Genomic DNA, 22,250 nt, shown 5'->3' with positions numbered 1-22,250 from the left:
GACCCCTCCACCACCCTGCGGGTGGTCCCCCTCCCCACGGCTTCGCCGCAGGGAGGATTAAGAGCGTCCGCCCCCCACCCCAAGACCGCCATCCACCCATTGCCATACGCCCTACTCAGCACCGGCCTTGCGCCCCCGGCGGCGCGGGCCTATCTGGCGCCGATGCGCGATGTTGCCGGAAAAACCCTGATCGTCCTCCTGTCGGGCGGCCTCGACTCGATGGTCTGTGCGGGCCTCGCTAAAGAGGCCGGCGCGCGCATCGTCGCGCTGACGATCGACTATAACCAGCGCCACCGCGTCGAATTGGCGTCGGCCGCGCGCATCGCCGACTATGTGGGGGCGTCCGAACATATCGTCCTGCCCCTCGACCTCCGCCGTTTCGGCGGCTCGGCGCTGACCGACGATATCGCGGTGCCCAAGGACGGGGTCGGCGATGAGGTGCCGGTGACCTATGTCCCCGCCCGCAACCTGATCTTCCTGTCGCTGACGCTCGGCCTCGCCGAGGCACGGGCTGCGCAGGACATCGTCATTGGGGTCAATGCGCTCGACTATTCGGGCTATCCCGATTGCCGCCCCGAGTTCATTTCGGGCTTCGAAAAGCTCGCGCGGCTCGCGACGCGCGACGGCGACAAGGGCGTCGATTTCCACATCCACGCCCCGCTCCAGCATATGACCAAGGCCGACATCGCCGCCGAAGCCGCGCGGCTGGGCATGGACGCGGGCATGAGCTGGTCGTGCTACGACCCGACCCCTGCAGGGCTGCACTGCGGCGCGTGCGACAGCTGCCGCCTGCGCAGCAAGGGTTTCGCCGACGCGGGGCTCGCCGACCCGACGCGCTACGCCTGACCATGGCCTATGCGGTCAAAGAGATTTTCCTCACGCTGCAGGGCGAGGGGGCGCAGGCGGGCCGCCGCGCGGTCTTCTGCCGTTTTGCGGGCTGCAATCTGTGGACGGGGCGCGAGAAGGACCGCGCCAAGGCGATCTGCCAATTTTGCGACACCGACTTCGTTGGTACCGACGGCACGCTGGGCGGCAAGTATAAGGACGCCGCCGCGCTCGCCGCGACGATCGCCGCCAGCTGGGGCGAGGGCGCGGAGGACCGCTATGTCGTGCTCACCGGCGGCGAGCCGATGCTGCAGGTCGACGATGCGCTGATCGGCGCGCTGCACGCCGAGGGCTTCACCATCGCGATCGAGAGCAACGGCACGCTGGCGATCCCGCGCAGCATCGACTGGATCTGCGTCAGCCCCAAGGCGGGCAGCGCGCTGGTGCAGACGAGCGGCGACGAGTTGAAGCTGGTCTGGCCGCAGCCGGGCAGCGACGTCGCGGGCCTCGCCGAGCTCGACTTCGCGCACCGGCTGGTCCAGCCGCTCGACGATCCGAACGCCGCCGCAAACGTGCAGGCGTGCATCGACCTGGTGATGGAAGACCCGCGCTGGCGCCTGTCGCTGCAGACGCACAAGAGCCTGGGACTGCGCTAGCCTATTCGCCGGCCTTCTTGGCCGCCGGCGCCGGACTTTCGGTCTTCTTGGCCACCGGCGTCGAAATCGCTTCGCCTTCGCCCGCGGTTTCCGACTCGGCGCCCTCTTCGGTCACCTCCTCGTCCTTCTTCTCGGCGGGCTTGGCGGTGCCGTCGTCGGGGACGCTGTTATCGACCGCGGTGCCGTCGCCGCTCGCATCGTCGAGGATGATCATCGAATCGCTGATCGTGCCGGGTTCGACCTCGACCGCGTCGAGCTTGGTCGTGGTCTTGCCCGAGGGCTCGTTGCCGCAGGCGGCGAGGGCGAGGATCAGCAGCGAGGCGATTGCGATACGGGTCATGGCCTTGTCCTAGTCGCTGCCCGACAGCTTGTCGAGAAAGGCGGGGAAGGCGGCTTCGAGCGCGGCGTCGACTTCGGCGAAACCCGCCGCCTTGCCGAGCGCGGCGAGGCTGGTAACCGGGAATTCGGCGATGCCGCACGGCACGATGCCGCCGAAATGCGCCAAATCGGGCGCGACGTTGAGCGAGAAGCCGTGAAGCGTCACCCAGCGTTTCACGCGCACGCCGATCGCGCCGATCTTGGCTTCGCGGCCGTTCTCGTCGTCGGTCCAGATACCGATCCGCCCCTCGGCACGCCGCGCTTCGACGCCGAGATCGGCAAGCGCGTCGATCACCCAGCCCTCGAGCGCCGAGACATAGGCGCGCACGTCGCGCCCGCGCTTCGCGAGGTCGAGCTGGACATAGCCGACGCGCTGGCCCGGGCCGTGATAGGTGTAGCGCCCGCCGCGCCCGGCGGCATAGACGGGGAAACGCGGGTCGAGCAGTTCGGCGGGATCCGAGCTGGTGCCGGCGGTGTAGAGCGGCGGATGCTCGAGCAGCCAGATACGCTCGCCGGAATCGCCGGCATAGATCGCCGCCGCGCGTTCTTCCATATCGGCGAGCGCGGCCGGATAGTCGGTCAGGCCCGGCGAGACGGTCCAGTGGGGTGCGGGGAGGGCGGTCATTGCGCCGCCTGTTGCCCCCGTCCGCGGCGCGTTGCAAGGGGCGGCGGCTAAATCCCTGACAGGGCTGGACAAGCGGCGCCGACGCGGCCACTCTCCCGCGCCACGACATCATAAGAACAACGGGGTATCGATGCCGAAATTCGACCTGGGCGCGGCGTGGGACGACAGCATGGTCTTGCTGAAGTCGCATATCGCGCTGACATCGACCGTCGCGGCGGTTTTCCTGTTCCTGCCGACGCTCGCGGTCAGCTGGTTCGGGCCGGTGCCGATCGAGCCCGCCGACACCGCGACCTTCGAGCAGATCATGGCCGCCGCGCGCACCAGCGCGATGCAGGCGGCACCCTACCAGGTGCTGGTCGCCGTGATCGCGGCGATCGGCGGCGTCGGCATCCTGCGGCTCTGGCTGTCGCGCACCGGGACGAGCGTCGGCGACGCCTTGGTCTTCGCGGTCAAGATGATCCCGACGATGATCGCGATCCAGCTGATCCTCGGCGTCGGGCTCGGCCTTGGCGCGGTGCTGCTGATCATGCCGGGCATTGCCGCGGGCGGCGGTGCGATTTCGGCGCTGCTGCTGTTCGTCGGGGTGATCGCGCTGGTCGTGATATTGCTCTATCTATGGGGCCGGCTCGCGGTCATCTCCCCCGCGCTCACCGACAAGGGCCTGTACAACCCGATCGCCGCCATCCAGGCGAGCTGGCAGCTGACCCGGGGCAATGGCTGGCGGATCTGCCTGTTCCTGTTTCTGGTCACCCTGATCGTGCTGATCGTCGCGGTGATACTGGGCGGTGTCGTCGCGGCGGTCGCGGGCACGGGCGAGGGCATCGGGCGTATCCTGACCGGGCTGGTCGAGGCCAGCGTCGCCGCCGTCAGCGGCTTGGTGACCACGGCGATCGTCGCCGCCACCTATCGCCAGCTCGCGAGCGGCGACGGCAAGGACATCTTCTCCTGACCCTTGGGGCAGGAACCCCGGGCTTTCCGTAACGTCAGGAAAAGTTCGCCAACGGGCCGGCAATCGGTTAACCAGAACGTTCGGGACGCAAAAGAAGGATTGCAAGCAGGTTCAACAAAAAGGGGGAAAATCATGGTCAAGATGAGTGTCGGTGCGGCCATTTCGGAAACCTTCGCGTTTCTGAGGGCCAATTGGATGCAGATGCTGATGTGGCTCGGCGGTGCGGTGGTCGTGGTTTGCCTGTTGGGTTGGCTGTTGCTGCGCAACGCGATGATGACCATGATGATGGCGCAGGGCGATCCCTCGGCCGCCTTCGGGGCGCTGGGGTCGTTTTTCCTCTTCGCGATCGTCGCCGGGACGATCGTCACCGCGGCCAGCCTGCTGATCTGGCGATCGGGGCTCGTCGGCGGCGAGCCGGCCGGCGACATCGGTTGGGGCCTCGGGGCCGGGGCGGCCTATATGTTAGCGATGATCGTCGTGTACATCGCGACGGTCATCCTGATGTACATCGTGCTGCTGATCGTCGGGCTGCTCGCCTTCGCGGTGTTCGGGGCCAGCGGGATGTCGATCGAAAGCCTGTCTTCGGGCGGGGCGTCGGCGGGGCTGATCTTCTTCGCGATCCTGATCTACGCCGCGATCATCATCTTCTTTACCTGGTTCTTCGGCCGTCTGTCGGTCGCCGGACCGCTGATGGCGGTAAACCGTTCGTCGAACCCGTTCACCGCTTTCGGCGAATCGTGGCGGCTGACCAGCGCGTCGCAGTGGACCATCGTCGGCTTCAACATCGTGATGGCGATCCTGTTCTTCGTCTTTTTCTTCGTCGTCTCGATGGTGCTCGGCGGGGTCATGGGCTCGGCGATGTCGTCGCCCGACGCGGGGGCGGGCGCGATGATCGTCGCGCTGATCGTCGCGCTCCTCATCTATGTACCGGTGGTGCTGGTATCGGTGTCGATGCCCGCCGCGGTCTATCGCTGCATCGGGTCCAAGAGCGGGACCGACGTCTTCGCCTGACCGGCAGGGCGCGAAGCCAGGAAAAGGGGCGCTCCGGAAGCGGGGCGCCCTTATCCGTTCAGCTCCATTTGGCGAGCGGCGGCAGGCTCATCAGGATCGCGTCGATATTGCCGCCGGTCTTGAGCCCGAAGAGCGTGCCGCGGTCGTAGACGAGGTTGAATTCAGCGTAGCGGCCGCGCCAGATCAGCTGCGCCTCGCGCTCGGCCTCGGTGAAGGGCAGCCCCATGCGCCGCCGCACGATCTGCGGAAAGATGTCGAGAAAGGCTTCGCCGACCGCGCGTGTCAGCTCGAAATTGCGGTCGAACTCGGCGTCGTCGCCGCATTCGAGATGGTCGTAAAAGATGCCCCCGACCCCGCGATGCACGCCGCGGTGCGGGATGTAGAAATAATCCTCGGCCCATTTGGCATAGCGTTCATAGACGTCGGGCCCGAAGGGCGCGCAGGCGGCGCGAAAGCGCGCATGAAAGGCGTCGGTATCCTCTTGATAGGGGATCGGCGGATTGAGGTCGGCGCCGCCGCCGAACCAGCGCCGCGTCGTGACCAGGAAGCGCGTGTTCATATGCACCGCGGGCACATGCGGGTTCGCCATATGCGCGACGAGGCTGATCCCGGTCGCGAAGAAGCTCGGGTCGTCGCCCGCGCCGTGGATCGACGCCGCGAAGTCGGGCGCGAACTGGCCCGCGACGGTCGAGACATTGACCCCGACTTTCTCGAACACCGCGCCGGTCATCACCCCGCGCACCCCGCCGCCGCCTTCGCCCGGCGCCAGCCCCTCGGCCTCGCGGTCCCACGGGGTGTAGGCGAAGCGCGCCTCGCCGCCCGCCTTGGCTTCGATCGCCTCGAATTCGGCGCAGATCCGGTCGCGCAGCGATTCGAACCAGTCGCGCGCGGCCTGTTGCTGGGGGTCGAGCGAAATCATGCGGGAAAGCCTTTCGTCTGCCGGAGCGCCTCGGCGAGCGCGATGCCAGCCGCGACCGCGACATTCAAGGAGCGAAAGTCTTTGTGCATCGGAATCGCGACCCGCGCCGCCGCGGCGGCATGGACATGGGGTGGCACACCCGAGGATTCGGCGCCGAGCAGCAACACGTCGCCCGGGCCGAAGCCGAAGTCGGGCAGGCGCGTCGCGCCGGCGGTGGTCAGCAGCACGATCCTCTTGCCCGCTTGGGCAGCCCAGGCCGTGAAGGCGGCCCAATCGGCGTGGCGCGTCACATTGGCGCGCGTCGCATAATCCATGCCCGCACGCTTCAGCGCCGCGTCGGAAAAGGGAAAGCCGCACGGCTCGATGATATGCGCAGGGCTGCCGAGGCACGCGGCGGTGCGCAGCGTGGTGCCGACATTGCCCGCGATGTCGGGTTGAAACAGGGCGATTTCCATGGCGCGGCCATAGCCGGGGCGGCGCGCGGAATCGAGCGCTTCGGCGCGATGCCTTGGTACAGTCAAAGAAGCGGAAATTGCCTGTTGGCAAGCCCCGGATGTGCGGCTATCAGGCCCGCAATTCCCGGAGGGGCCGCCGGGACGCGCCATTTCGTGCGCGCGCTGCGGGCGGCCGAAAATTCCGGGAAAATTGTCAGTTCAGCCATACAAGGGCAATCGAATGGCCAGTGAATCCGAACACAGCGCAGTCGTCGAAGATGGCGTGCGCCGCCGCGACTTCATCAATATCGCAGCGGTCAGCTTCGCCGGGGTCGGCGCGGTCGCCGTGGTGCTGCCGCTGGTCAACCAGATGAACCCTTCCGCCGACGTGCTCGCGCTGTCGTCGACCGAGATCGACATTTCGGCGATCGGCACCGGCCAGGCGATCAAGACCAGCTGGCGCAAGCAGCCGGTGTTCGTGCGCAACCTGACGGCGGACGAGATCAAGGCGGCGAAGGCCGTCCCGCTCGGCGAACTGCGCGACCCGCAGACGATCGACGAGCGCACCAAGCCCGGCAAGGAAAACTGGCTGATCACGCTCGGCGTCTGCACCCATTTGGGCTGCGTGCCGCTCGGCGCCGCCGAGGGCGAGAATCGTGGCGATTTCGGCGGTTATTTCTGCCCGTGCCACGGCTCGCACTACGACACCGCAGCGCGCATCCGTAAGGGCCCCGCGCCGACCAACCTGGTCGTGCCGCCCTATGAATTCACCAGCGACACCGTCGTGACGATCGGCTGAGGAGCGAGATAAGATGAGCTTTCCCTGGGCCAAGAATTACGAACCGCAGCAGCCGCTGATGAAGTGGCTGGACGAGAAGCTGCCGCTGCCGCGCCTCGTCTACAACGCGGTCGGCGCCGGTTACCCGGTGCCGCGCAACCTCAACTATTTCTGGAACTTCGGCGTCCTCGCCGGCGCCGCGCTGGCGATCCAGATCATCACCGGCATCGTGCTGGCGATGCATTATGCCGCCAATGCGGGCGTCGCGTTCAACTCGGTCGAGCATATCATGCGCGACGTGAACGCCGGCTGGTTCATCCGCTATGCGCATATGAACGGCGCGAGCATGTTCTTCATCGTCGTCTATCTGCACATTTTCCGCGGCCTCTATTACGGTTCGTACAAGGCGCCGCGCGAAATGGTGTGGTTGCTGGGCGTCGTGATCTTCCTCCTCATGATGGCGACCGCCTTCATGGGCTACGTCCTTCCGTGGGGCCAGATGAGCTTTTGGGGCGCGCAGGTGATCACCGGCTTCTTCTCGGCGATACCGATGGTCGGCGAGCCGATCCGCCAGTGGCTGCTCGGCGGCTTCGCGCCCGACAACGCTGCGCTCAACCGCTTCTTCTCGCTGCACTATCTGCTGCCCTTCGTGATCGCGGGTGTCATCATCCTGCACATCTGGGCGCTGCACATCCCGGGTTCGTCGAACCCGACCGGCATCGAGGTGAAGGACGAGCAGGACACGGTCCCGTTCCACCCCTATTACACCGCGAAGGACGGTTTCGGCCTCGGCGTCTTCCTGTTCGTGTTCGCCGCGCTGACCTTCTTCACGCCGAACCTCTTGGGTCACGCCGATAACTATATCGCCGCCAACCCGCTTTCGACGCCCGCGCATATCGTGCCCGAATGGTATTTCTGGCCCTTCTACGCGATCCTGCGCGCCTTCACGTTCAACTTCCTGTGGATCGACGCGAAGCTGTGGGGCGTCATCGCGATGTTCGCCGCGATCGCGCTGCTCTTCTTCCTGCCGTGGCTCGACAGCTCGCCGGTGAAGTCGTCGACCTATCGTCCGCTCAACCGCATCTTCTTCTGGATCCTCGTCGTCGACGTGCTGATCCTGGGCTATTGCGGCAAGAGCCCGGCGGAACAGCCCTATGTGATCCTCAGCCAGCTCGGCTCGATCTACTATTTCGCGCACTTCCTGATCATCCTGCCGATCATCTCGCGGATCGAACGTCCGCTGCCGATGCCGAACTCGATCACGGAAGCGGTCCTCGCAAAGCATGCCGACGACAAGTCGGCGGCCACGGCCTGAGCGCCGGACTTAAATAGGAGCTGATACAGCCATGGTTCGCCCGCTCGGTTTTCTCGTCGGCCTCGGCTTCATCGCCGCGCTGGTGCTCGCGATCTTGACGACGCCGCTCAAGAATGAGCCCAACGCCGCGCATGAGATCCACAAGCATCCGCGCCACCTCGCCCTGACCAGCGACGGCCTGTTCCCCCATTGGGACAAGGCCCAGCTGCAGCGCGGGATGCAGGTGTACAAAGAGGTCTGCTCGGCCTGTCACAGCCTGAACCTCGTCGCCTTCCGCAACATCGCGGACTTCGGCTACAGCGAGGGCCAGGTGAAGAGCTTCGCCAAGAGCTATGACACCATTCCGTCGATCAACCCCGACACGGGCGAGCCGGCGACGCGTACCGGCCTGCCGTCGGACCATTTCCCGTCGCCCTATCCGAACGAAGTCGCCGCGCGCGCTGCGAACAACAACGCGCTGCCGCCCGACCTTTCGCTGATCACCAAGGCACGCGAAGGCGGCAAGGACTATGTCTATTCGCTGCTGACCGGCTACCAGAACCCGCCGAAGGACCTGCCCAAGGAACTCCAGCCGGGCACCGGGCTGCACTACAACCCCTATTTCGCGAACCTCAACCTCGCGATGGCCAAGCCGCTGAACGACGGTCAGGTGACCTTCGCCGACGGCAGCAAGAACGACGTCGAGCATATGGCGCGCGACGTCACCGCCTTCCTCGTCTGGACCGCCGAGCCCAATCTGGTGAAGCGCGTGTGGACCGGCTGGGCCGTGCTGCTCTTCATCGCGATGTTCACGACTTTGACCTATCTGTCGTACCGCAACATCTGGGCCGACAAGAAGCATTGATCGGGCAGGGAAGGGCGCGTCACCCATGATCGCCCTTCCTCCCGCTCCCGAACTGGACCTTGCAGCGCTCGTCCGCACCATCCCCGACTTTCCGAAGCCGGGCATCCAGTTCCGCGACATCACCACCCTGATCGGCGACGCCGCCGGCTTTTCCGAAGCCGCGCGGCGTCTTTCCGTTCGCGCGGCGGAGTATCGCCCCGACCTGATCGTCGCGGTGGAGGCGCGCGGCTTCCTGTTCGGTGCCGCGATGGCGACGATGATGGGGCTGGGGCTCGTCCCGGTGCGCAAGGCGGGCAAGCTGCCCGGCGTCACCATCGGCGTCGATTACGAGCTCGAATATGGCAGCGACCGGCTGGAACTCCACGAAGGCGCGGTGTTGCCCGGTCACCGCGTCGTGCTGGTCGACGACCTGCTCGCGACCGGCGGCACGATCCTCGCGACCGCGGCGCTGATGCGCAATGTCGGGGCCGAGGTCGCGGCGGCACTGTTCGTGATCGACCTGCCCGATCTCGGTGGCTCGCAGCGGCTAAGCGCGGCAGGTCTGGCGTGCGAGACGCTGATCGCCTTCGACGGAGAGTAATGTCCGCGCCTCAAACGGTCAGTTGCGGCCCTCGACCCAGCGAATGACGCGAAGCCACAGCGGCAATATTGCCGAAAGGGCAATCAGGCCGAGGGCCGGCACCCAGATCAAAACGGAATAGCTGTACAGCTGGAATGCCAGGCCCGGATCACTCCTGTCGAGCGGTTCGACAATCGGAAACGCGACGGCCCGGATGATCGCGACCACGAGGAGGATCGTTCCCAATCTGAAAAGCCGTGCCGGTTGAAGCATGGCCCCTGCCTATCATGACCTAAGCCCCAAGCAAAACGCCCGCGCGGTCAGGCACGGGCGTTCGCAGCGTCCAAGGGGGATGGGCGCTTTAGAAGGGCAGCCAGCTCTGCTTCTTGCGGAACTTCATATAGCCGACATTGGCGCCGAGCCGCGCGCCGACGCCGACGCGGATCGGGATCAGCACGACATCGCCGCGGCGGAGGTACGAGGCATTGAAGCCGCCCACCAGATAGGCGGCGCCTTCGCCGGCGGGGTAGCGCTTGTAGAGATCCTCGCTGTCGAAGAGGTTGTAGACGAGGACGAAGGTATTGCCCGCATTGGCGCCGGCATCGAAGCCGATCGACGGGCCGGTCCAGTATGCAGGCTTTTCGCCCTCGACCTTGTGGAACAACGTGCCCGAGCCGTAGCGCAGCCCGAGGACCAGCGCGCCGCCGGCTTCGCGGCCGACGATATAGGCATTAGGTTCGCCCTGCTTCTTGAGCACATCCTCGATCAACCCGGCGAGCCCCTGTGCGCCCTTGCCGAACACGCCCTCGGCGGCGCCGATCAGGTCGTCCTTCTTGTAGGTCGTGCCCGGGGGCGCGGTGTTGGCGACGGTCCCGGTATCGGACGTGACCGTCGTATCGCCGGTGACGGTGACCTGGTCGTCGCCGGTCGCAAGGTCGCTGTCGTACGGGGTATCGCTGCCGGTCACCGTGTCGGTGGCAGGCGGTGGCGGCGGGGCGGGATTGTTGAGGTCGGCGTCGATTGCGGTGTTCGGATCGATCTCGGTCATCTGCGCCGCCGCGGGCAGCGCCGACAGCGCGAGGCCGAGCGACGCGGCGGCCGCCAGGGCGAAGTTGGTGATCGATGAACGCATATTATCCCCCAAATCTCGGGCCGTGGACGCGAAACCCTGTCCGGCACGCGTTTACCATGACTCCCCGATTGGCGCGCGGGCAATGAACCGGCGATGACCCGAGTCGATTTTGCGCCAGACCGAATCCTCTCGCGCGACCGGCCGACGCAGCGGCGCCAAAAAAAGGGCAATGTTAGGCGTTGCGGGGCGCGAGACTGCTGGCTATAGCGACCCGCCTAGGCCAGCCTGTCGTTAGCGCGATGGACCATGCGGAGACGTGGGTGAGTGGCTGAAACCAACGCTTTGCTAAAGCGTCGTACGGGGAACCGTACCGAGGGTTCGAATCCCTCCGTCTCCGCCACCTGGTCCTTGCCTGCCGCCATCCACCCGCTAGACCCGGACGATGCGCTATTTCCTCGATACCGAATTCAACGGCTTCTGCGGCGAGCTGATTTCGATCGCCCTCGTCCCCGAGGATGCGGCGCTGGCGCCTTTCTACGCGGCGATCGCGATCGACGAGCCGACCGACTGGGTGCGGACCAATGCGCTGCCGGTGTTGGCGACCGAGCCGCGGCCCCGCGAGGAAGTGCGCGATCTGTTCGCCGCCTATCTGATGAACGATCCCGCGCCCTTGCTCGTCGCCGACTGGCCCGAGGATATCGCGCTCGCAGCGCGGCTGCTGATCACCGGTCCGGGCTATATGAAGCCGGTGCGCAGCATAAGCTTCGAACTGGTCGATCCCGACATCATCGGCCCCGGCGTGCCGAGCGCGGTGCCGCATAATGCGCTGCACGACGCGGTCGCGCTGCGTGCCACGGTTCTGGCGTGGGAAGCGCGGATGGCGCGCTAACGCGGGCTCGGCTCGAAATGGGCGACCATGTCGAACATGTCGCCGCGAAACACCTGTCTTACCGTGGTGACCGGTGCGTCGCCGCGCCAGGTGCTGCGCTCGAGGATCAGGCAGGCGGTGCCGGCGGGGACGCCGAGCGCTTCGGCCTCGACCGAGGTCGCGCCCGCGGCAAGGATGCGGTGGCGCGCCGAGGTCCAGGGGATATGCGCGAGCAACCAGGTGCCCGGTGCGACCTCGGCGAAGCTTTCGGCCGCCGCGTCGGGGACTGTCGCAACCGTGATCGCGCGGGTTTCGAAGGCGAGGGGGGTGCCGTTCTCGAAATGGAGCCCCTCGACGTGCAGCTCCGGCCCGTCCTGCCGCCGTTCGCGGCAGTGCCAGCGATAGGCGTGACCGCGCGCGGCGATCAGCTGTTCGAGGTCGGGAACCTCAAGCACCGCCGAATGCACATGCTGGTCGGCGACGAAGCTGCCCGCCTTGCGCCGCCGCTCGATCAGCCCCGCGCGGTGCAGCGCCGCCATCGCCTTGCTCACCGTCGCCCGCGAACAGCCGTGGTGCGCGGCGAGTTCGTGCTCGGACGGCAGGCGGTCGCCGGGGCGCAGCGCGCCGCTGCGGATATCGCCCTCGATCGCGGCGCGGATGCGCGCGTCGAAACTCATGCGAGCAGGGCCTCGACCACAGTACGATAGCGCGCGGCGACGGCATCGCGCGCGACATGGCGCCCGCCCGCGACCCACTGGCGCCCGGCGTGCCACACGCCATCGATCACCGGCGCGCGCGCCGCGAAGATCCAGCGGTCGAGGATCGTGCGCTGGTCGGCGCCCGCGAAGACCGGATCCTCCGCCGCGAGGGTGAAGAAGTCGGCGGGTTGCCCCACGGCGATGCCGGTTCCTGCACGCGTCGCGCGTGCGCCGCCGGCCAGCGCCTCGCGGAACAGCCTTTCGCCGATCGACGGGATGGCGTCGCTGCCGAGCATCGCGCGGCGTCGGTCGCGGAGGCGCTGGCTATATTCGAGCGCACGAAGCTCGCCCGCGGCGTCGATCAGGATGTTCGAGTCGGTGCCGATGCCGATATGGCCGCCCGCCGCGAGATAGCGGGCGGCGGGGAAGATGCCGTCGCCGAGGTTCGCCTCGGTCATGGGGCACAGTCCTGCGACCGCGCCGCTCGCGGCGAGGCGGTCGCATTCGTCGTCGGTCAGGTGCGTAGCGTGGACGAGGCACCAGCGCGCATCGACCTCGGCATTGTTCAGCAGCCATTCGACAGGGCGCTGGCCGCTCCATTTGAGAGACGCTTCCACCTCGCGCATCTGCTCGGCGGCGTGGATATGGATCGGGCCGTCATCGGCTAGCGGCAGGATGGCGGTGAGTTCCTCGGCGGTCACCGCGCGGAGCGAATGCGGCGCGATGCCGAACGCCGCGTCGGCGGGCAGCTTGGCGCGGCTCGCCTCGACGAGCTTCGCGAAGCCGTCGACGTCCGCCAGGAAGCGCCGCTGGCCCGGCGCGGGCGACGCACCGCCGAAATCACCATGCGCGTAGAAGACGGGAAGGAGGGTCAGGCCGATGCCGCTCTCTTCGGCGGCGGCAACCACCGCACCCGCCATCTCGGCGGGGTCGGCGTAGCGGCCGCCATAGGCATCGTTGTGGAGATAGTGGAATTCGGCGACGCGGGTGAAGCCGCTTTCCATCATCTCGACGAAGGCGAGCGCGTTGATCGCGGCGATGTCCTCGGGGGTGAGCCGGTCGAGGAAGCGGTACATGATCTCGCGCCAGCTCCAGAAATCATCGTCGGGCCGCCCGCGCGTTTCGGAGAGGCCCGCCATGCCGCGCTGGAAGCCGTGGCAATGGAGATTGGCGAGACCGGGGAGGGCGATGGCGTGGCGTTCGTCGCCGGGCTGCGGTGCGGCGCCGATTTCGACACCGGAAATCCACCCCGCATTGAGCGTCAGGCGGACGTTTTCGGCCCAGCCATCGGGAAGGAGCGCCCGTTCGAACCAGAGTGTCGTCATGCCTCGCTCCTCGCCTGTCCGATATTATGTCTAGACATAATAATCCAAGCTGGCAAGTTGGCGCCATGGATCGACTCTGGACCAATGCGCGACTCGCGACGCTCACCGGCGATGGGCTGGGATTGGTAGAGCAAGGCGCGGTGGGCGTGCAGGACGGGCGGATCGTGTGGGTCGGACCCGCTGGCGAAGCGCCTCCCGCCGCGGCGGTGATCGATTGCGAGGGCCGGCTGCTGACGCCCGGGCTGATCGATTGCCACACGCATCTCGTGCACGGCGGCAGCCGCGCCAATGAATGGGCGATGCGGCTCGAAGGCGCAACCTATGAGGAGATCGCGCGCGCGGGCGGCGGCATCGTGTCGACGATGCGCGCGACGCGCGACATGGGCGAGACCGCTCTCGTCGCCAGCGCGCTCCCGCGCCTCGACGCGCTGCTCGCCGAGGGCGTCACGACGATTGAGATCAAGTCGGGTTACGGCCTGACGAAGGAGGACGAAATCAAGATGCTGCGCGCCGCGCGCGGGCTGGGCAAGTCGCGTGCCGTTCGGGTCGCGACCACCTTGCTCGCGGCACATGCGGTGCCGCCCGAATATAAAGCCGACCCAGACGCCTATGTCGATCTGGTCTGTCAGCAGATCATACCCGCGGCGGCGGGTCTAGCCGACGCGGTCGATGGTTTCTGCGAGGGCATCGGCTTCTCGCCCGAGCAGATCGCGCGGGTCTTCGATGCCGCCAAGATCGCGGGCCTGCCGGTCAAGCTCCACGCCGAGCAATTGTCCCACCTCGCGGGCGCCAGCCTCGCCGCTTCATACAAGGCGCTGTCCGCCGACCATCTCGAACATATCGACGATGCCGATATCGCGGCGATGGCCGACGCGGGCACCGTCGCCGTGCTGCTGCCAGGCGCCTTCTACTTCATGCGCGAAACGAGGAAGCCTCCGGTCGCAGCGCTGCGCGAGGCCGACGTGCCGATGGCGCTCGCGACCGACTGCAACCCCGGTACCTCGCCGACGACCTCGCTGCTGCTGATGCTCAACATGGGCGCGACCTTGTTCGGCCTGTCGGTCACCGAATGCCTGCGCGCGGTCACCGTCAATGCCGCCAAGGCGCTTGGGCTGCAGCGCGAAATCGGCACGCTCGAACTGGGCAAGGCGGCCGACTTCGCGATCTGGAATAGCAGCGAGCCCGCCGAGCTCGTCTACCGTATCGGCTTCAACCCGCTTCATACGCGCATCAAGGACGGAATATGCACCTGACCCCCGGTTCGATTGGCCTCGCCGACTGGCGCGAGATCTATGCGGGCGCGCCGGTGCGGCTGGCGCCCGAATGCCGCGCGGTGATCGCGGAAAGCGCTGCCGCGGTCGATCGTATCCTCGCGTGCGGCGAGGCGGTGTACGGGATCAACACGGGCTTCGGAAAGCTCGCGACGGTGCGGATCGAGGCGGGCGACCTCGAAACGCTCCAGCGCAATATCGTGCTCAGCCATGCTGCGGGGGTCGGCGATCCGATGCCCGAGCGCATCGCGCGGTTGATGATGGCGCTCAAGCTCGCGAGCCTCGCGCGCGGCGCGTCGGGCGTGCGCCCGGCGACGATCGAACTGCTCGAGGCGATGATCGACCGTCATCTGATCCCGGTGATCCCCGCGCAGGGCTCGGTCGGCGCATCGGGTGACCTCGCGCCGCTGTCGCATATGGCGGCGGCGATGATCGGCGAGGGCGATATCTTCGTCGATGGCGCACGCATCCCCGCTGCGCTCGCGCTCGCCGATGCAGGGCTGGAGCCGCTGGTGCTCGGCCCCAAGGAAGGGCTCGCGCTGCTCAATGGTACGCAATTCTCCACGGCCTATGCGCTCGCCGGGTTGTTCGAGGCCGAGCGGCTCCACGGCAGCGCGCTCGTCACGGGCATCCTCTCGACCGAGGCCGCCAAGGGCTCGGACACGCCGTTCGACCCGCGCATCCACGCGCTGCGCGGGCACAAGGGCCAGATCGAGACCGCCGCCGCGCTCGCCGCGCTGATGCAGGGCTCGGAAATCCGCGCCAGCCACATCCTCGGCGACGTTCGCGTGCAGGACCCGTACTGCCTGCGCTGCCAGCCGCAGGTGATGGGCGCCGTGCTCGACCTGCTGCGGCAGGCTGCGACGACGCTGCTGGTCGAGGCCAATGGCGTCTCCGATAATCCCTTGATCTTCCCCGACACCGACGAGGCGCTGTCGGGCGGCAATTTCCACGCCGAGCCCGTCGCCTTCGCCGCCGATATGATTGCGATGGCGTTGTGCGAAATCGGCAGCCTGTCCGAGCGGCGCACCGCGATGCTCGTCGATCCGGCGCTGTCGGGGCTGCCCGCTTTCCTCGTCGCCAAGCCGGGGCTCAATTCGGGCTTCATGATCCCGCAGGTGACCGCCGCGGCGCTGGTGTCGGAGAACAAGCAGCGCGCCTATCCCGCCAGCGTCGATTCGATCCCGACCTCGGCGAACCAGGAGGATCATGTGTCGATGGCGGCGCATGGCGCGCGGCGGCTGATCGAGATGGCGGCGAATGTCGATGCGGTGCTCGCGATCGAATTGCTCGCGGGCGCGCAAGGGTGCGATTTCCACGGCGGGCTGAAATCGAGCGAAGCGATCGAGCGCGTCCGCGGCCTGCTGCGCGCTACTGTGCCGACCCTCGATGAGGACCGCCATATGGCGCCCGACATCGCCGCCGCGCAGGATATCGTCCGTACCGGCAAACTCGTCGATATGGTCGGCGACCTCCCCGGAATCACGGCATGAGCTGGCTCCACGTCGAACGCGGGGACACGCCGCTGATCCTCGCATTTCCGCACGGCGGCACCGAGATTCCGGACGAATATCTGCCGGCCTTCCGCGCGCACGATCTCGCGCTGCTCGACACCGACTGGCACATCCGCCGCCTCTACGACGGGCTGGTCGACGCAACCTTCGTGTGGACCGATATTTCGCGCAGCGTCATCGACTGCAACCGCGACCCTTCGGGCGCCTCGCTTTATCCTGGGCAGGCGACCACGGGGCTTTGCCCGACCGAGACCTTCGACGGCGCGCCGCTCTACAATGACGGCGCGGCGCCCGACGTCGAAGCGCGGCGCCTCGCGTACCACCAGCCCTATCACGCCGCGCTCGCCAATGAGATCGAGCGGCTGCGCGCGCGTCATCCGCGCGTCGTCCTCTACGACTGCCATTCGATCCGCGGCGTCGTGCCGCGGCTGTTCGGTGGCGAATTGCCCGAGCTGAATGTCGGCACCGACAATGGCACGACCTGCGATATCGCGCTGAGCGACGCGGTGATGGCCGAATGCGGGCCGCGCTGGTCGATACTCAACGGGCGCTTCCGCGGCGGCTGGACGACGCGCCACTACGGCCAGCCCGAAGTCGGCGTGCACGCGATCCAGATGGAGACCGCGATGCGCGCCTATCTCGACGAAAGCCCGCTCGCTGACGGTCACGCCCCGGCGTGGGACAACGACCGCGCCGCCGGACTGCGCACCGACCTCGCCCGCGTCCTCGCCGCGGTGCTCGATTTTGCGAAAGGACGCCCATGACCCGTCTCGACAACAGCCGCCACATCCGCGCGGCGACCGGCCCCGAGCTGTCGGCCAAGAGCTGGCTGACCGAAGCGCCGCTGCGCATGCTCATGAACAATCTCGACGCGCGCGTTGCGGAGGCGCCGCAGGAGCTGGTCGTCTATGGCGGCATCGGCCGCGCCGCGCGCGACTGGGAAAGCTATGACCGCATCGTCGAGACGCTGAAGCGGCTCGAGGCCGACGAAACGCTGCTGATCCAGTCGGGCAAGCCGGTGGGCGTGTTCAGGACGCATGCCGACGCGCCGCGCGTGCTGCTCGCCAATTCGAACCTCGTGCCCAAATGGGCCGATTGGGAGCATTTCCACGAGCTCGATAAGGCCGGGCTGATGATGTACGGCCAGATGACCGCGGGCAGCTGGATTTATATCGGCAGCCAGGGGATCGTGCAGGGCACCTACGAAACCTTCGTCGAGGCGGGGCGCCAGCATTATGGCGGCGACCTCAGCGGCAAATGGATCCTCACCGCCGGCCTCGGCGGCATGGGCGGGGCGCAGACGCTCGCCGCGACGATGGCAGGCGCGTCGTGCCTCGCGGTCGAATGCCAGCCGAGCCGGATCGAGATGCGGCTTGAGACCGGCTATGTCGACCGCATGACGACCAGCCTCGACGAGGCGCTGGAGATCGTGACGACGGCGAAGACGCCGATCTCCGTGGGCCTGCTCGGCAATGCCGCCGACGTCTATCCCGAGCTGGTGCGGCGCGGGGTGCGCCCCGACCTGATCACCGACCAGACCTCGGCGCACGACCCGGTGAACGGCTATCTGCCGCAGGGCTGGACGCTCGACACCTGGTTCGCCAAGCGCGAAAGCGACCCGGCTGCGGTCGCCGCGGCGGCGAAGGCGTCGATGGCGGTGCATGTCCGCGCGATGCTCGATTTCAAGGCCGCGGGGCTGCCCGTCGTCGATTATGGCAACAATATTCGCCAGGTCGCCTTCGACGAGGGCGTAAGCGACGCGTTCGACTTTCCGGGCTTCGTTCCCGCCTATATCCGCCCGCTCTTCTGCCGCGGGGTCGGGCCCTTCCGCTGGGCGGCGCTGTCGGGCGATCCCGAGGATATCTGGAAAACCGACGCCAAGGTGAAGGAATTGCTGCCCGACGACGCGCACCTCCATCGCTGGCTCGACATGGCGCGCGAGCGTATCCACTTCCAGGGCCTGCCCGCGCGCATCTGCTGGGTCGGGCTCGGCGACCGCCATCGGCTGGGCCTCGCGTTCAACGAGATGGTCGCCTCGGGCGAACTGAAAGCGCCGATCGTGATCGGCCGCGACCATCTCGATTCGGGCTCGGTCGCCTCGCCCAACCGCGAGACCGAGGCGATGCGCGACGGCACCGACGCGGTGTCCGACTGGCCTTTGCTCAACGCCTTGCTCAACACGGCTTCGGGTGCGACCTGGGTGTCGTTGCACCATGGTGGCGGGGTCGGCATGGGCTATTCGCAACACAGCGGCATGGTGATCGTCGCCGACGGCACGCCGGAGGCAGCGAAGCGGCTCAAGCGCGTGCTGTGGAACGATCCCGGCACCGGAGTGATGCGTCACGCCGACGCGGGCTACGACATCGCCATCGACTGCGCGCGCGAGAAGGGGCTCGACCTGCCGAGCCTCTAGCCGGCGCTTGCGGCGGACGACCGGAAAATCGGGATTAATTGTTGTAATTGCGAATCACTCTCGATAGTGGCGGCGCAACGCCATCACAGAATGATTTCATGCACGCTCCCACCAAGTCCCGTCCGGCCCCGACCAGGAAGAGCCGCAAGGCCTTCTGGCTCAAGCAGTTGCACATGTGGCACTGGATGAGCTCGGCGATCAGCCTGATCGGGCTGATCCTGTTCGCGGTGACGGGCTTCACCTTAAACCATGCCGCCGACATCGAAGGCTCACCGGTCGTCACCGAAAAGACGGCGCAGATCCCGCCCGCCTTGCTCGCGCAGCTGACCAAAGCCGAGCCCGCCGACGCCAAGGGACCGCTCCCGAAGCCGGTCGCCGATTGGGTCGAGGCGAACTTTCCGGTTAAGGCAGGGGGCGAAGCCGAATGGGCGCCCGAAAATGTCTATCTGCCCGCGCCGCGGCCGGGTGGCGACGCCTGGGTCGACATCGACCGCGCGACCGGCGAAGTCACCGGCGAGGTCACCGACCGCGGCTGGATCTCCTATCTCAACGACCTCCACAAAGGCCGCAATTCGGGCGGCGAGTGGAGCCTGTTCATCGACATCTTCTCCTTCGCCTGCCTCGTCTTCGGGATCACCGGGCTGTTCCTGCTGTGGCTCCACGCTGCGAAGCGCAAGAGCACCTGGCCGCTCGTCGGCGCTGGGCTCGCCATCCCCGCCGCCATCGCCATCATCTATATCCACTAGGGAGTCCCGACCATGCAGCCTTCCCCTCGCGCCATCCTGATAGGGAGCACGCTCGGCGCCGCGCTGGCCGCGCCGACGCTCGCCGCGGCGCAGCCCGCGACGATGGACGTCACGGTCAACATCCCGCGGCTGAAAGTCGCCGAATATCACAAGCCGTACGTGGCTTTCTGGGTCGAGAAGGCGGGCGCCAAGGCGAAGACCATCGCGGTCTGGTACGACCATGACATGAAGGCCAATGAAGGCACCAAATGGCTGCGCGACGTGCGCCAATGGTGGCGTGTCTCGGGCCGTTCGATGACCTTCCCCGCCAACGGCATCACCGGCGCGACCCGCGCGCCAGGCGCACACAAGATCAGCTTCACCCGCGCGCAACTGGGCGCGATGGCGGCGGGCGACTATGTGCTGGTGGTCGAGGCCGCACGCGAAGTCGGCGGCCGCGAGATGCTCCGCATCCCCTTCACCTGGCCGGGCAAGGCCGGTGCGGGCGGCAAGGCCGCGGGCAAGGCCGAGCTCGGCGCCGTTTCCATTTCTTTCCGTTGATCGATCAGAAGAGGGCAGGACGATGAAGATGAAACTCTGGACCCTGGCCGCGACCGCCGCGCTCGCCGCCGTCGCCGCCGCACCCGCCAATGCGCACCGTCAGTGGATGATGCCGTCGTCGACCGTGCTGTCGGGCGACGACGTCTGGGTGACCGTCGACGCCGCGGTGTCGAACGACCTCTTCTATTTCGAGCACCAGCCGCTGCGCCTCGACGCGATGAAGGCCTGGGCACCCGACGGCACCGAAGCAGTGATCGAGAACAAGGCGACCGGCCGTTACCGCAGCACCTTCGACGTGCATCTGACGCAGAAGGGCACGTGGAAGATCGCCTCGGCGGTCGATGGCGTGATGGGCAGCTATGATCTGAACGGCAAGACCGAGCGCCTGCCGCGCGGCACCACCACCGCGAACCTCGCCGAGCGCATCCCGGCGGGCGCGACCAACGTGCAGACCGCCGAATCGAACAACCGCAACGAGATTTTCGTGACCGTCGGCGAGCCGACCGACACCTTGTTCAAGCCAACCGGCAAGGGCATCGAACTCGTCCCCATCACCCATCCCAACGACCTGATCGCGGGCGAGGCGGCGACCTTCCAGTTCCTGCTCGACGGCAAGCCCGGCGCCGGTTTGCCTGTGACCGTGATCCGCGGCGGCATCCGCTATCGCGACGACCTCGGCGAAGAGACGCTCAAGACCGACGGCGAGGGCAAGGTCGTGCTCAACTGGGCCGAGCCGGGCATGTACTGGGTCAACGTCACCACGCCGCGGACCGAAGGCGAGGGCGAAGGCCCGCCGCCCGCGAACGCCGCGCCGCAGCGCCGCGCGAGCTATGTGACGACGCTGGAAGTGCTCGCGCCCTGACCGACCGCATCCTGATCCCGCGCGCGCTCACGCCCGCCGCTTTTGCCGGGCGCGACGCCGGGGCGGTCATTGAGACTTTCTCCGGTGAAACGATGGGGACCGACTGGTCCCTGCACGCCGTCGCGCCGCCCACTGGGACGGGAGAGGGCGTGCAGGCCGCGTTCGACCGCGTCGTTGGACAGATGAGCCAGTGGGAGGCGGATTCGGACCTCTCGCGCTTCAACCATGCGCGTGCGGGCGAATGGCAGGCCATTCCGGCCGAGTTCGCCGCGGTCGTCGCGGCGGGTCTCGATATCGGCCATCGCAGCGGCGGCGCGTTCAGCCTGACGCTCGGCGAACTCAGCGAGGCCTGGGGCTTCGGTGCTGCCGGACCGGTGGATGTCATGCCCGATACCGCCGCAACGCATAGCGGCCTCGAATTCGACCCCGACGCCCGCAGCATCCGCCGCAGCGACGGCGCGCGCCTCGACTTCTCGGGTATCGCCAAAGGCTATGGCGTCGACCTCGCCGCCGAATGGCTGCTTGGCGAGGGCGTGCGCCATTTCCTGCTCGAGGTCGGCGGCGAACTGCGCGGCGAGGGCCTCCGCCCCGACGGCCAGCCCTGGTGGGTGGATGTCGAAGTGCCGCCCTCCTGGCCCGGCGCCGGCTGGCGCGTCGCGCTCCACGACCTGTCGGTCGCGACCTCGGGCGACTACCGCCGCGGGCTCGACATCGACGGGCAGCATTATTCGCACAGCTTCGACCCGCGCACCGGGCGCCCGATAGCCAACGGCGTGCGCTCGGTCACGGTGCTGCACCGCAGATGCACGATGGCCGACGGCTGGGCGACCGCGCTCACGGTGATGGGCGCCGATGCCGGTATCGCGCTCGCCGACGAGCAGGACCTCGCCGCCTGCATCCTCGCCAACGGCCACGAACATGTCTCGCGCGCCTGGCGGCAAATGCTCGACTAGATCACAGCTAGGCGTCGGCCCAGCGGCGCAGCAGATTGTGATAGACGCCGGTCAGGCGGACAACCGCCGGGTCGCCCTGGCCCAGCCGGGCGGCGGCGCCCTGTACACCCATGTCGAGGTCGAAGAGCAGGTCGCGCTGGCCCTGGTCGCGGATCATCGACTGAATCCACATGAAGCTGGCGACACGCGTTCCCGCTGTGACCGGCTCGACGCGGTGCACGGTCGACGAGGGGTAGAGGACCAGATGCCCGGCGGGCAGCTTGATCCCCGGCGCTTCCGCCATGCCTTCGATCACCAGCCCGCCGCCCTCATAGCTGTCCGGGTCCGACAGGAAGAGCGTGGCCGACAGGTCGCTGCGAATGCGGAAATCGGTGCCGCGGCGCATGCGGATGGCGTTGTCGATATGGTCGGCGAATTTGTCGCCGCCCGAATAGCGATTGAAATAGGGCGGGTAGATTTTGAGCGGCAGCGCCGCCGCCATGAACAGCGGCACGCGCCCCAGCGCCTCGCGCACGATCCGCCCGGCCTCGGCCGCGGCCTCGCCAAATTCGGGGAGCTGCTGGTTGTGCTTGGCAAGCGCGGCCTGCGGGCCAGAGGTCTCGTTGCCATCGACCCACGACGCGGCGTCGAGAATGGCGCGCAATCTGGCGACGCCATCGGCGTCGAGCACATCGGGAATGATCCGGATCATGCAG

26 protein-coding genes and 1 tRNA gene are annotated in these 22,250 nt (G+C 67.4%); 18 read left to right on the top strand and 9 right to left on the bottom strand.

What is annotated here, in order from left to right:
• Window positions 1-162: 162 nt before the first annotated feature.
• The gene (gene queC, locus ATE62_RS17565; RefSeq protein WP_058808891.1) at window positions 163-846 is read left to right on the top strand and encodes a 7-cyano-7-deazaguanine synthase QueC; all 684 of its coding nucleotides are present in this window, start codon (window positions 163-165) and stop codon (window positions 844-846) included.
• A 2-nt stretch (window positions 847-848) separates the two neighbouring features.
• Window positions 849-1,481 carry a 7-carboxy-7-deazaguanine synthase gene (gene queE / locus ATE62_RS17560; protein WP_058808892.1) on the top strand — a complete coding sequence of 211 codons (633 nt, stop codon included), beginning with the start codon at window positions 849-851 and terminating at the stop codon, window positions 1,479-1,481.
• Window position 1,482: 1 nt separating this feature from the next.
• Here the strand turns inward: queE and ATE62_RS17555 are convergent, their stop codons facing one another.
• Window positions 1,483-1,821 carry a hypothetical protein gene (locus ATE62_RS17555; protein ID WP_058808893.1) on the bottom strand — a complete coding sequence of 113 codons (339 nt, stop codon included), beginning with the start codon at window positions 1,819-1,821 and terminating at the stop codon, window positions 1,483-1,485.
• Between the two features lie 9 nt (window positions 1,822-1,830).
• Window positions 1,831-2,484, bottom strand: a complete 654-nt coding sequence (gene lipB / locus ATE62_RS17550; RefSeq protein WP_058808894.1) for a lipoyl(octanoyl) transferase LipB — start codon at window positions 2,482-2,484, stop codon at window positions 1,831-1,833.
• Window positions 2,485-2,614: 130 nt separating this feature from the next.
• Here lipB and ATE62_RS17545 point away from each other — a divergent pair, with 130 nt between their 5' ends.
• Complete coding sequence (locus ATE62_RS17545; RefSeq protein WP_058808895.1) at window positions 2,615-3,433, top strand: hypothetical protein; 819 nt, start codon at window positions 2,615-2,617, stop codon at window positions 3,431-3,433.
• Between the two features lie 132 nt (window positions 3,434-3,565).
• Entirely contained in the window at window positions 3,566-4,444 is an 879-nt protein-coding gene (locus ATE62_RS17540) for a hypothetical protein (RefSeq protein WP_058808896.1), read from the top strand.
• A gap of 58 nt (window positions 4,445-4,502) precedes the next feature.
• Here ATE62_RS17540 and hemF read toward each other — a convergent pair whose 3' ends face one another.
• A complete protein-coding gene (gene hemF, locus ATE62_RS17535; RefSeq protein ID WP_058808897.1) occupies window positions 4,503-5,363 on the bottom strand; it encodes an oxygen-dependent coproporphyrinogen oxidase in 861 nt (286 codons plus the stop codon).
• Complete coding sequence (locus ATE62_RS17530; RefSeq protein ID WP_058808898.1) at window positions 5,360-5,818, bottom strand: tRNA (cytidine(34)-2'-O)-methyltransferase; 459 nt, start codon at window positions 5,816-5,818, stop codon at window positions 5,360-5,362. Before ATE62_RS17530 ends, hemF begins: the two co-directional genes overlap by 4 nt.
• A gap of 220 nt (window positions 5,819-6,038) precedes the next feature.
• Here ATE62_RS17530 and petA point away from each other — a divergent pair, with 220 nt between their 5' ends.
• The 4 genes from petA to ATE62_RS17510 are packed head-to-tail and all read left to right on the top strand — an operon-like array spanning window position 6,039 to window position 9,314.
• Entirely contained in the window at window positions 6,039-6,596 is a 558-nt protein-coding gene (gene petA, locus ATE62_RS17525) for a ubiquinol-cytochrome c reductase iron-sulfur subunit (RefSeq protein ID WP_058808899.1), read from the top strand.
• 13 nt (window positions 6,597-6,609) lie between these two features.
• On the top strand, window positions 6,610-7,890 hold the full coding sequence (locus tag ATE62_RS17520; protein WP_058808900.1) for a cytochrome b: 1,281 nt from the start codon (window positions 6,610-6,612) through the stop codon (window positions 7,888-7,890).
• Window positions 7,891-7,921: 31 nt separating this feature from the next.
• Window positions 7,922-8,734 (top strand): cytochrome c1, encoded by an 813-nt coding sequence (locus tag ATE62_RS17515; protein ID WP_058808901.1) that lies wholly within the window; start codon window positions 7,922-7,924, stop codon window positions 8,732-8,734.
• A gap of 25 nt (window positions 8,735-8,759) precedes the next feature.
• On the top strand, window positions 8,760-9,314 hold the full coding sequence (locus ATE62_RS17510; protein ID WP_058808902.1) for an adenine phosphoribosyltransferase: 555 nt from the start codon (window positions 8,760-8,762) through the stop codon (window positions 9,312-9,314).
• A gap of 18 nt (window positions 9,315-9,332) precedes the next feature.
• Here ATE62_RS17510 and ATE62_RS17505 read toward each other — a convergent pair whose 3' ends face one another.
• Both ATE62_RS17505 and ATE62_RS17500 read right to left on the bottom strand, forming a co-directional pair.
• The gene (locus tag ATE62_RS17505; RefSeq protein ID WP_058808903.1) at window positions 9,333-9,566 is read right to left on the bottom strand and encodes a hypothetical protein; all 234 of its coding nucleotides are present in this window, start codon (window positions 9,564-9,566) and stop codon (window positions 9,333-9,335) included.
• A gap of 88 nt (window positions 9,567-9,654) precedes the next feature.
• Window positions 9,655-10,425: a DUF1134 domain-containing protein gene (locus ATE62_RS17500; protein WP_058808904.1), complete on the bottom strand. Its 771-nt coding sequence runs from the start codon at window positions 10,423-10,425 to the stop codon at window positions 9,655-9,657.
• A 250-nt stretch (window positions 10,426-10,675) separates the two neighbouring features.
• Between ATE62_RS17500 and ATE62_RS17495 the strand changes: the two genes are divergently transcribed.
• Window positions 10,676-10,765, top strand: a tRNA-Ser gene (locus ATE62_RS17495).
• A 42-nt stretch (window positions 10,766-10,807) separates the two neighbouring features.
• Window positions 10,808-11,254 carry a hypothetical protein gene (locus tag ATE62_RS17490; protein ID WP_058808905.1) on the top strand — a complete coding sequence of 149 codons (447 nt, stop codon included), beginning with the start codon at window positions 10,808-10,810 and terminating at the stop codon, window positions 11,252-11,254.
• Here the strand turns inward: ATE62_RS17490 and ATE62_RS17485 are convergent.
• Entirely contained in the window at window positions 11,251-11,910 is a 660-nt protein-coding gene (locus ATE62_RS17485) for a UTRA domain-containing protein (RefSeq protein ID WP_058808906.1), read from the bottom strand. The genes ATE62_RS17490 and ATE62_RS17485 overlap by 4 nt on opposite strands.
• Window positions 11,907-13,256, bottom strand: coding sequence for a formimidoylglutamate deiminase (locus ATE62_RS17480; protein ID WP_058808907.1), 1,350 nt, complete (start codon window positions 13,254-13,256; stop codon window positions 11,907-11,909). The genes ATE62_RS17485 and ATE62_RS17480 overlap by 4 nt, the downstream gene beginning before the upstream one ends.
• A 65-nt stretch (window positions 13,257-13,321) precedes the next feature.
• Between ATE62_RS17480 and hutI the strand changes: the two genes are divergently transcribed.
• From hutI to ATE62_RS17440, 8 genes are all read left to right on the top strand, one after another.
• Entirely contained in the window at window positions 13,322-14,509 is a 1,188-nt protein-coding gene (hutI, locus tag ATE62_RS17475) for an imidazolonepropionase (protein WP_058808908.1), read from the top strand.
• A complete protein-coding gene (hutH, locus tag ATE62_RS17470) occupies window positions 14,500-16,020 on the top strand; it encodes a histidine ammonia-lyase (protein ID WP_058808909.1) in 1,521 nt (506 codons plus the stop codon). Before hutI ends, hutH begins: the two co-directional genes overlap by 10 nt.
• Entirely contained in the window at window positions 16,017-16,805 is a 789-nt protein-coding gene (gene hutG / locus ATE62_RS17465) for an N-formylglutamate deformylase (RefSeq protein ID WP_058808910.1), read from the top strand. Before hutH ends, hutG begins: the two co-directional genes overlap by 4 nt.
• Window positions 16,802-18,454, top strand: a complete 1,653-nt coding sequence (gene hutU, locus ATE62_RS17460; protein WP_058808911.1) for a urocanate hydratase — start codon at window positions 16,802-16,804, stop codon at window positions 18,452-18,454. Before hutG ends, hutU begins: the two co-directional genes overlap by 4 nt.
• Window positions 18,455-18,552: 98 nt before the next feature.
• Window positions 18,553-19,200 carry a PepSY-associated TM helix domain-containing protein gene (locus ATE62_RS17455; protein ID WP_058808912.1) on the top strand — a complete coding sequence of 216 codons (648 nt, stop codon included), beginning with the start codon at window positions 18,553-18,555 and terminating at the stop codon, window positions 19,198-19,200.
• 12 nt (window positions 19,201-19,212) lie between these two features.
• Window positions 19,213-19,740: a DUF2271 domain-containing protein gene (locus tag ATE62_RS17450; RefSeq protein ID WP_058808913.1), complete on the top strand. Its 528-nt coding sequence runs from the start codon at window positions 19,213-19,215 to the stop codon at window positions 19,738-19,740.
• Between the two features lie 28 nt (window positions 19,741-19,768).
• On the top strand, window positions 19,769-20,602 hold the full coding sequence (locus ATE62_RS17445) for a DUF4198 domain-containing protein (RefSeq protein WP_058808933.1): 834 nt from the start codon (window positions 19,769-19,771) through the stop codon (window positions 20,600-20,602).
• Between the two features lie 92 nt (window positions 20,603-20,694).
• Window positions 20,695-21,555, top strand: coding sequence for an FAD:protein FMN transferase (locus ATE62_RS17440; protein WP_231736308.1), 861 nt, complete (start codon window positions 20,695-20,697; stop codon window positions 21,553-21,555).
• A gap of 7 nt (window positions 21,556-21,562) precedes the next feature.
• Here the strand turns inward: ATE62_RS17440 and ATE62_RS17435 are convergent, their stop codons facing one another.
• Window positions 21,563-22,246 (bottom strand): Fe2+-dependent dioxygenase, encoded by a 684-nt coding sequence (locus ATE62_RS17435; protein ID WP_058808915.1) that lies wholly within the window; start codon window positions 22,244-22,246, stop codon window positions 21,563-21,565.
• Between the last annotated feature and the right edge of the window lie 4 nt (window positions 22,247-22,250).

It is taken from the genome of Sphingopyxis sp. HIX (assembly GCF_001468285.1).
In the GTDB taxonomy this organism is placed as follows: domain Bacteria; phylum Pseudomonadota; class Alphaproteobacteria; order Sphingomonadales; family Sphingomonadaceae; genus Sphingopyxis.
The sequence above is the reverse complement of the archived record's forward strand: the minus strand, read 5'-3'. Positions and strand labels throughout refer to the sequence as shown.

Coding starts and splice junctions, on each gene's coding strand:
- ATE62_RS17455 (WP_058808912.1), top strand. CDS start 18,553: ATGCACGCTCCCACCAAGTCCCGTCCGGCCCCGACCAGGAAGAGCCGC.
- hutU (WP_058808911.1), top strand. CDS start 16,802: ATGACCCGTCTCGACAACAGCCGCCACATCCGCGCGGCGACCGGCCCC.
- ATE62_RS17450 (WP_058808913.1), top strand. CDS start 19,213: ATGCAGCCTTCCCCTCGCGCCATCCTGATAGGGAGCACGCTCGGCGCC.
- ATE62_RS17545 (WP_058808895.1), top strand. CDS start 2,615: ATGCCGAAATTCGACCTGGGCGCGGCGTGGGACGACAGCATGGTCTTG.
- hutI (WP_058808908.1), top strand. CDS start 13,322: ATGGATCGACTCTGGACCAATGCGCGACTCGCGACGCTCACCGGCGAT.
- ATE62_RS17555 (WP_058808893.1), bottom strand. CDS start 1,821: ATGACCCGTATCGCAATCGCCTCGCTGCTGATCCTCGCCCTCGCCGCC.
- ATE62_RS17540 (WP_058808896.1), top strand. CDS start 3,566: ATGGTCAAGATGAGTGTCGGTGCGGCCATTTCGGAAACCTTCGCGTTT.
- ATE62_RS17515 (WP_058808901.1), top strand. CDS start 7,922: ATGGTTCGCCCGCTCGGTTTTCTCGTCGGCCTCGGCTTCATCGCCGCG.
- ATE62_RS17505 (WP_058808903.1), bottom strand. CDS start 9,566: ATGCTTCAACCGGCACGGCTTTTCAGATTGGGAACGATCCTCCTCGTG.
- queC (WP_058808891.1), top strand. CDS start 163: ATGCGCGATGTTGCCGGAAAAACCCTGATCGTCCTCCTGTCGGGCGGC.
- ATE62_RS17530 (WP_058808898.1), bottom strand. CDS start 5,818: ATGGAAATCGCCCTGTTTCAACCCGACATCGCGGGCAATGTCGGCACC.
- lipB (WP_058808894.1), bottom strand. CDS start 2,484: ATGACCGCCCTCCCCGCACCCCACTGGACCGTCTCGCCGGGCCTGACC.
- ATE62_RS17435 (WP_058808915.1), bottom strand. CDS start 22,246: ATGATCCGGATCATTCCCGATGTGCTCGACGCCGATGGCGTCGCCAGA.
- queE (WP_058808892.1), top strand. CDS start 849: ATGGCCTATGCGGTCAAAGAGATTTTCCTCACGCTGCAGGGCGAGGGG.
- hutG (WP_058808910.1), top strand. CDS start 16,017: ATGAGCTGGCTCCACGTCGAACGCGGGGACACGCCGCTGATCCTCGCA.
- ATE62_RS17520 (WP_058808900.1), top strand. CDS start 6,610: ATGAGCTTTCCCTGGGCCAAGAATTACGAACCGCAGCAGCCGCTGATG.
- ATE62_RS17480 (WP_058808907.1), bottom strand. CDS start 13,256: ATGACGACACTCTGGTTCGAACGGGCGCTCCTTCCCGATGGCTGGGCC.
- hemF (WP_058808897.1), bottom strand. CDS start 5,363: ATGATTTCGCTCGACCCCCAGCAACAGGCCGCGCGCGACTGGTTCGAA.
- ATE62_RS17485 (WP_058808906.1), bottom strand. CDS start 11,910: ATGAGTTTCGACGCGCGCATCCGCGCCGCGATCGAGGGCGATATCCGC.
- ATE62_RS17440 (WP_231736308.1), top strand. CDS start 20,695: ATGGGGACCGACTGGTCCCTGCACGCCGTCGCGCCGCCCACTGGGACG.
- ATE62_RS17500 (WP_058808904.1), bottom strand. CDS start 10,425: ATGCGTTCATCGATCACCAACTTCGCCCTGGCGGCCGCCGCGTCGCTC.
- ATE62_RS17445 (WP_058808933.1), top strand. CDS start 19,769: ATGAAACTCTGGACCCTGGCCGCGACCGCCGCGCTCGCCGCCGTCGCC.
- petA (WP_058808899.1), top strand. CDS start 6,039: ATGGCCAGTGAATCCGAACACAGCGCAGTCGTCGAAGATGGCGTGCGC.
- ATE62_RS17510 (WP_058808902.1), top strand. CDS start 8,760: ATGATCGCCCTTCCTCCCGCTCCCGAACTGGACCTTGCAGCGCTCGTC.
- ATE62_RS17490 (WP_058808905.1), top strand. CDS start 10,808: ATGCGCTATTTCCTCGATACCGAATTCAACGGCTTCTGCGGCGAGCTG.
- hutH (WP_058808909.1), top strand. CDS start 14,500: ATGCACCTGACCCCCGGTTCGATTGGCCTCGCCGACTGGCGCGAGATC.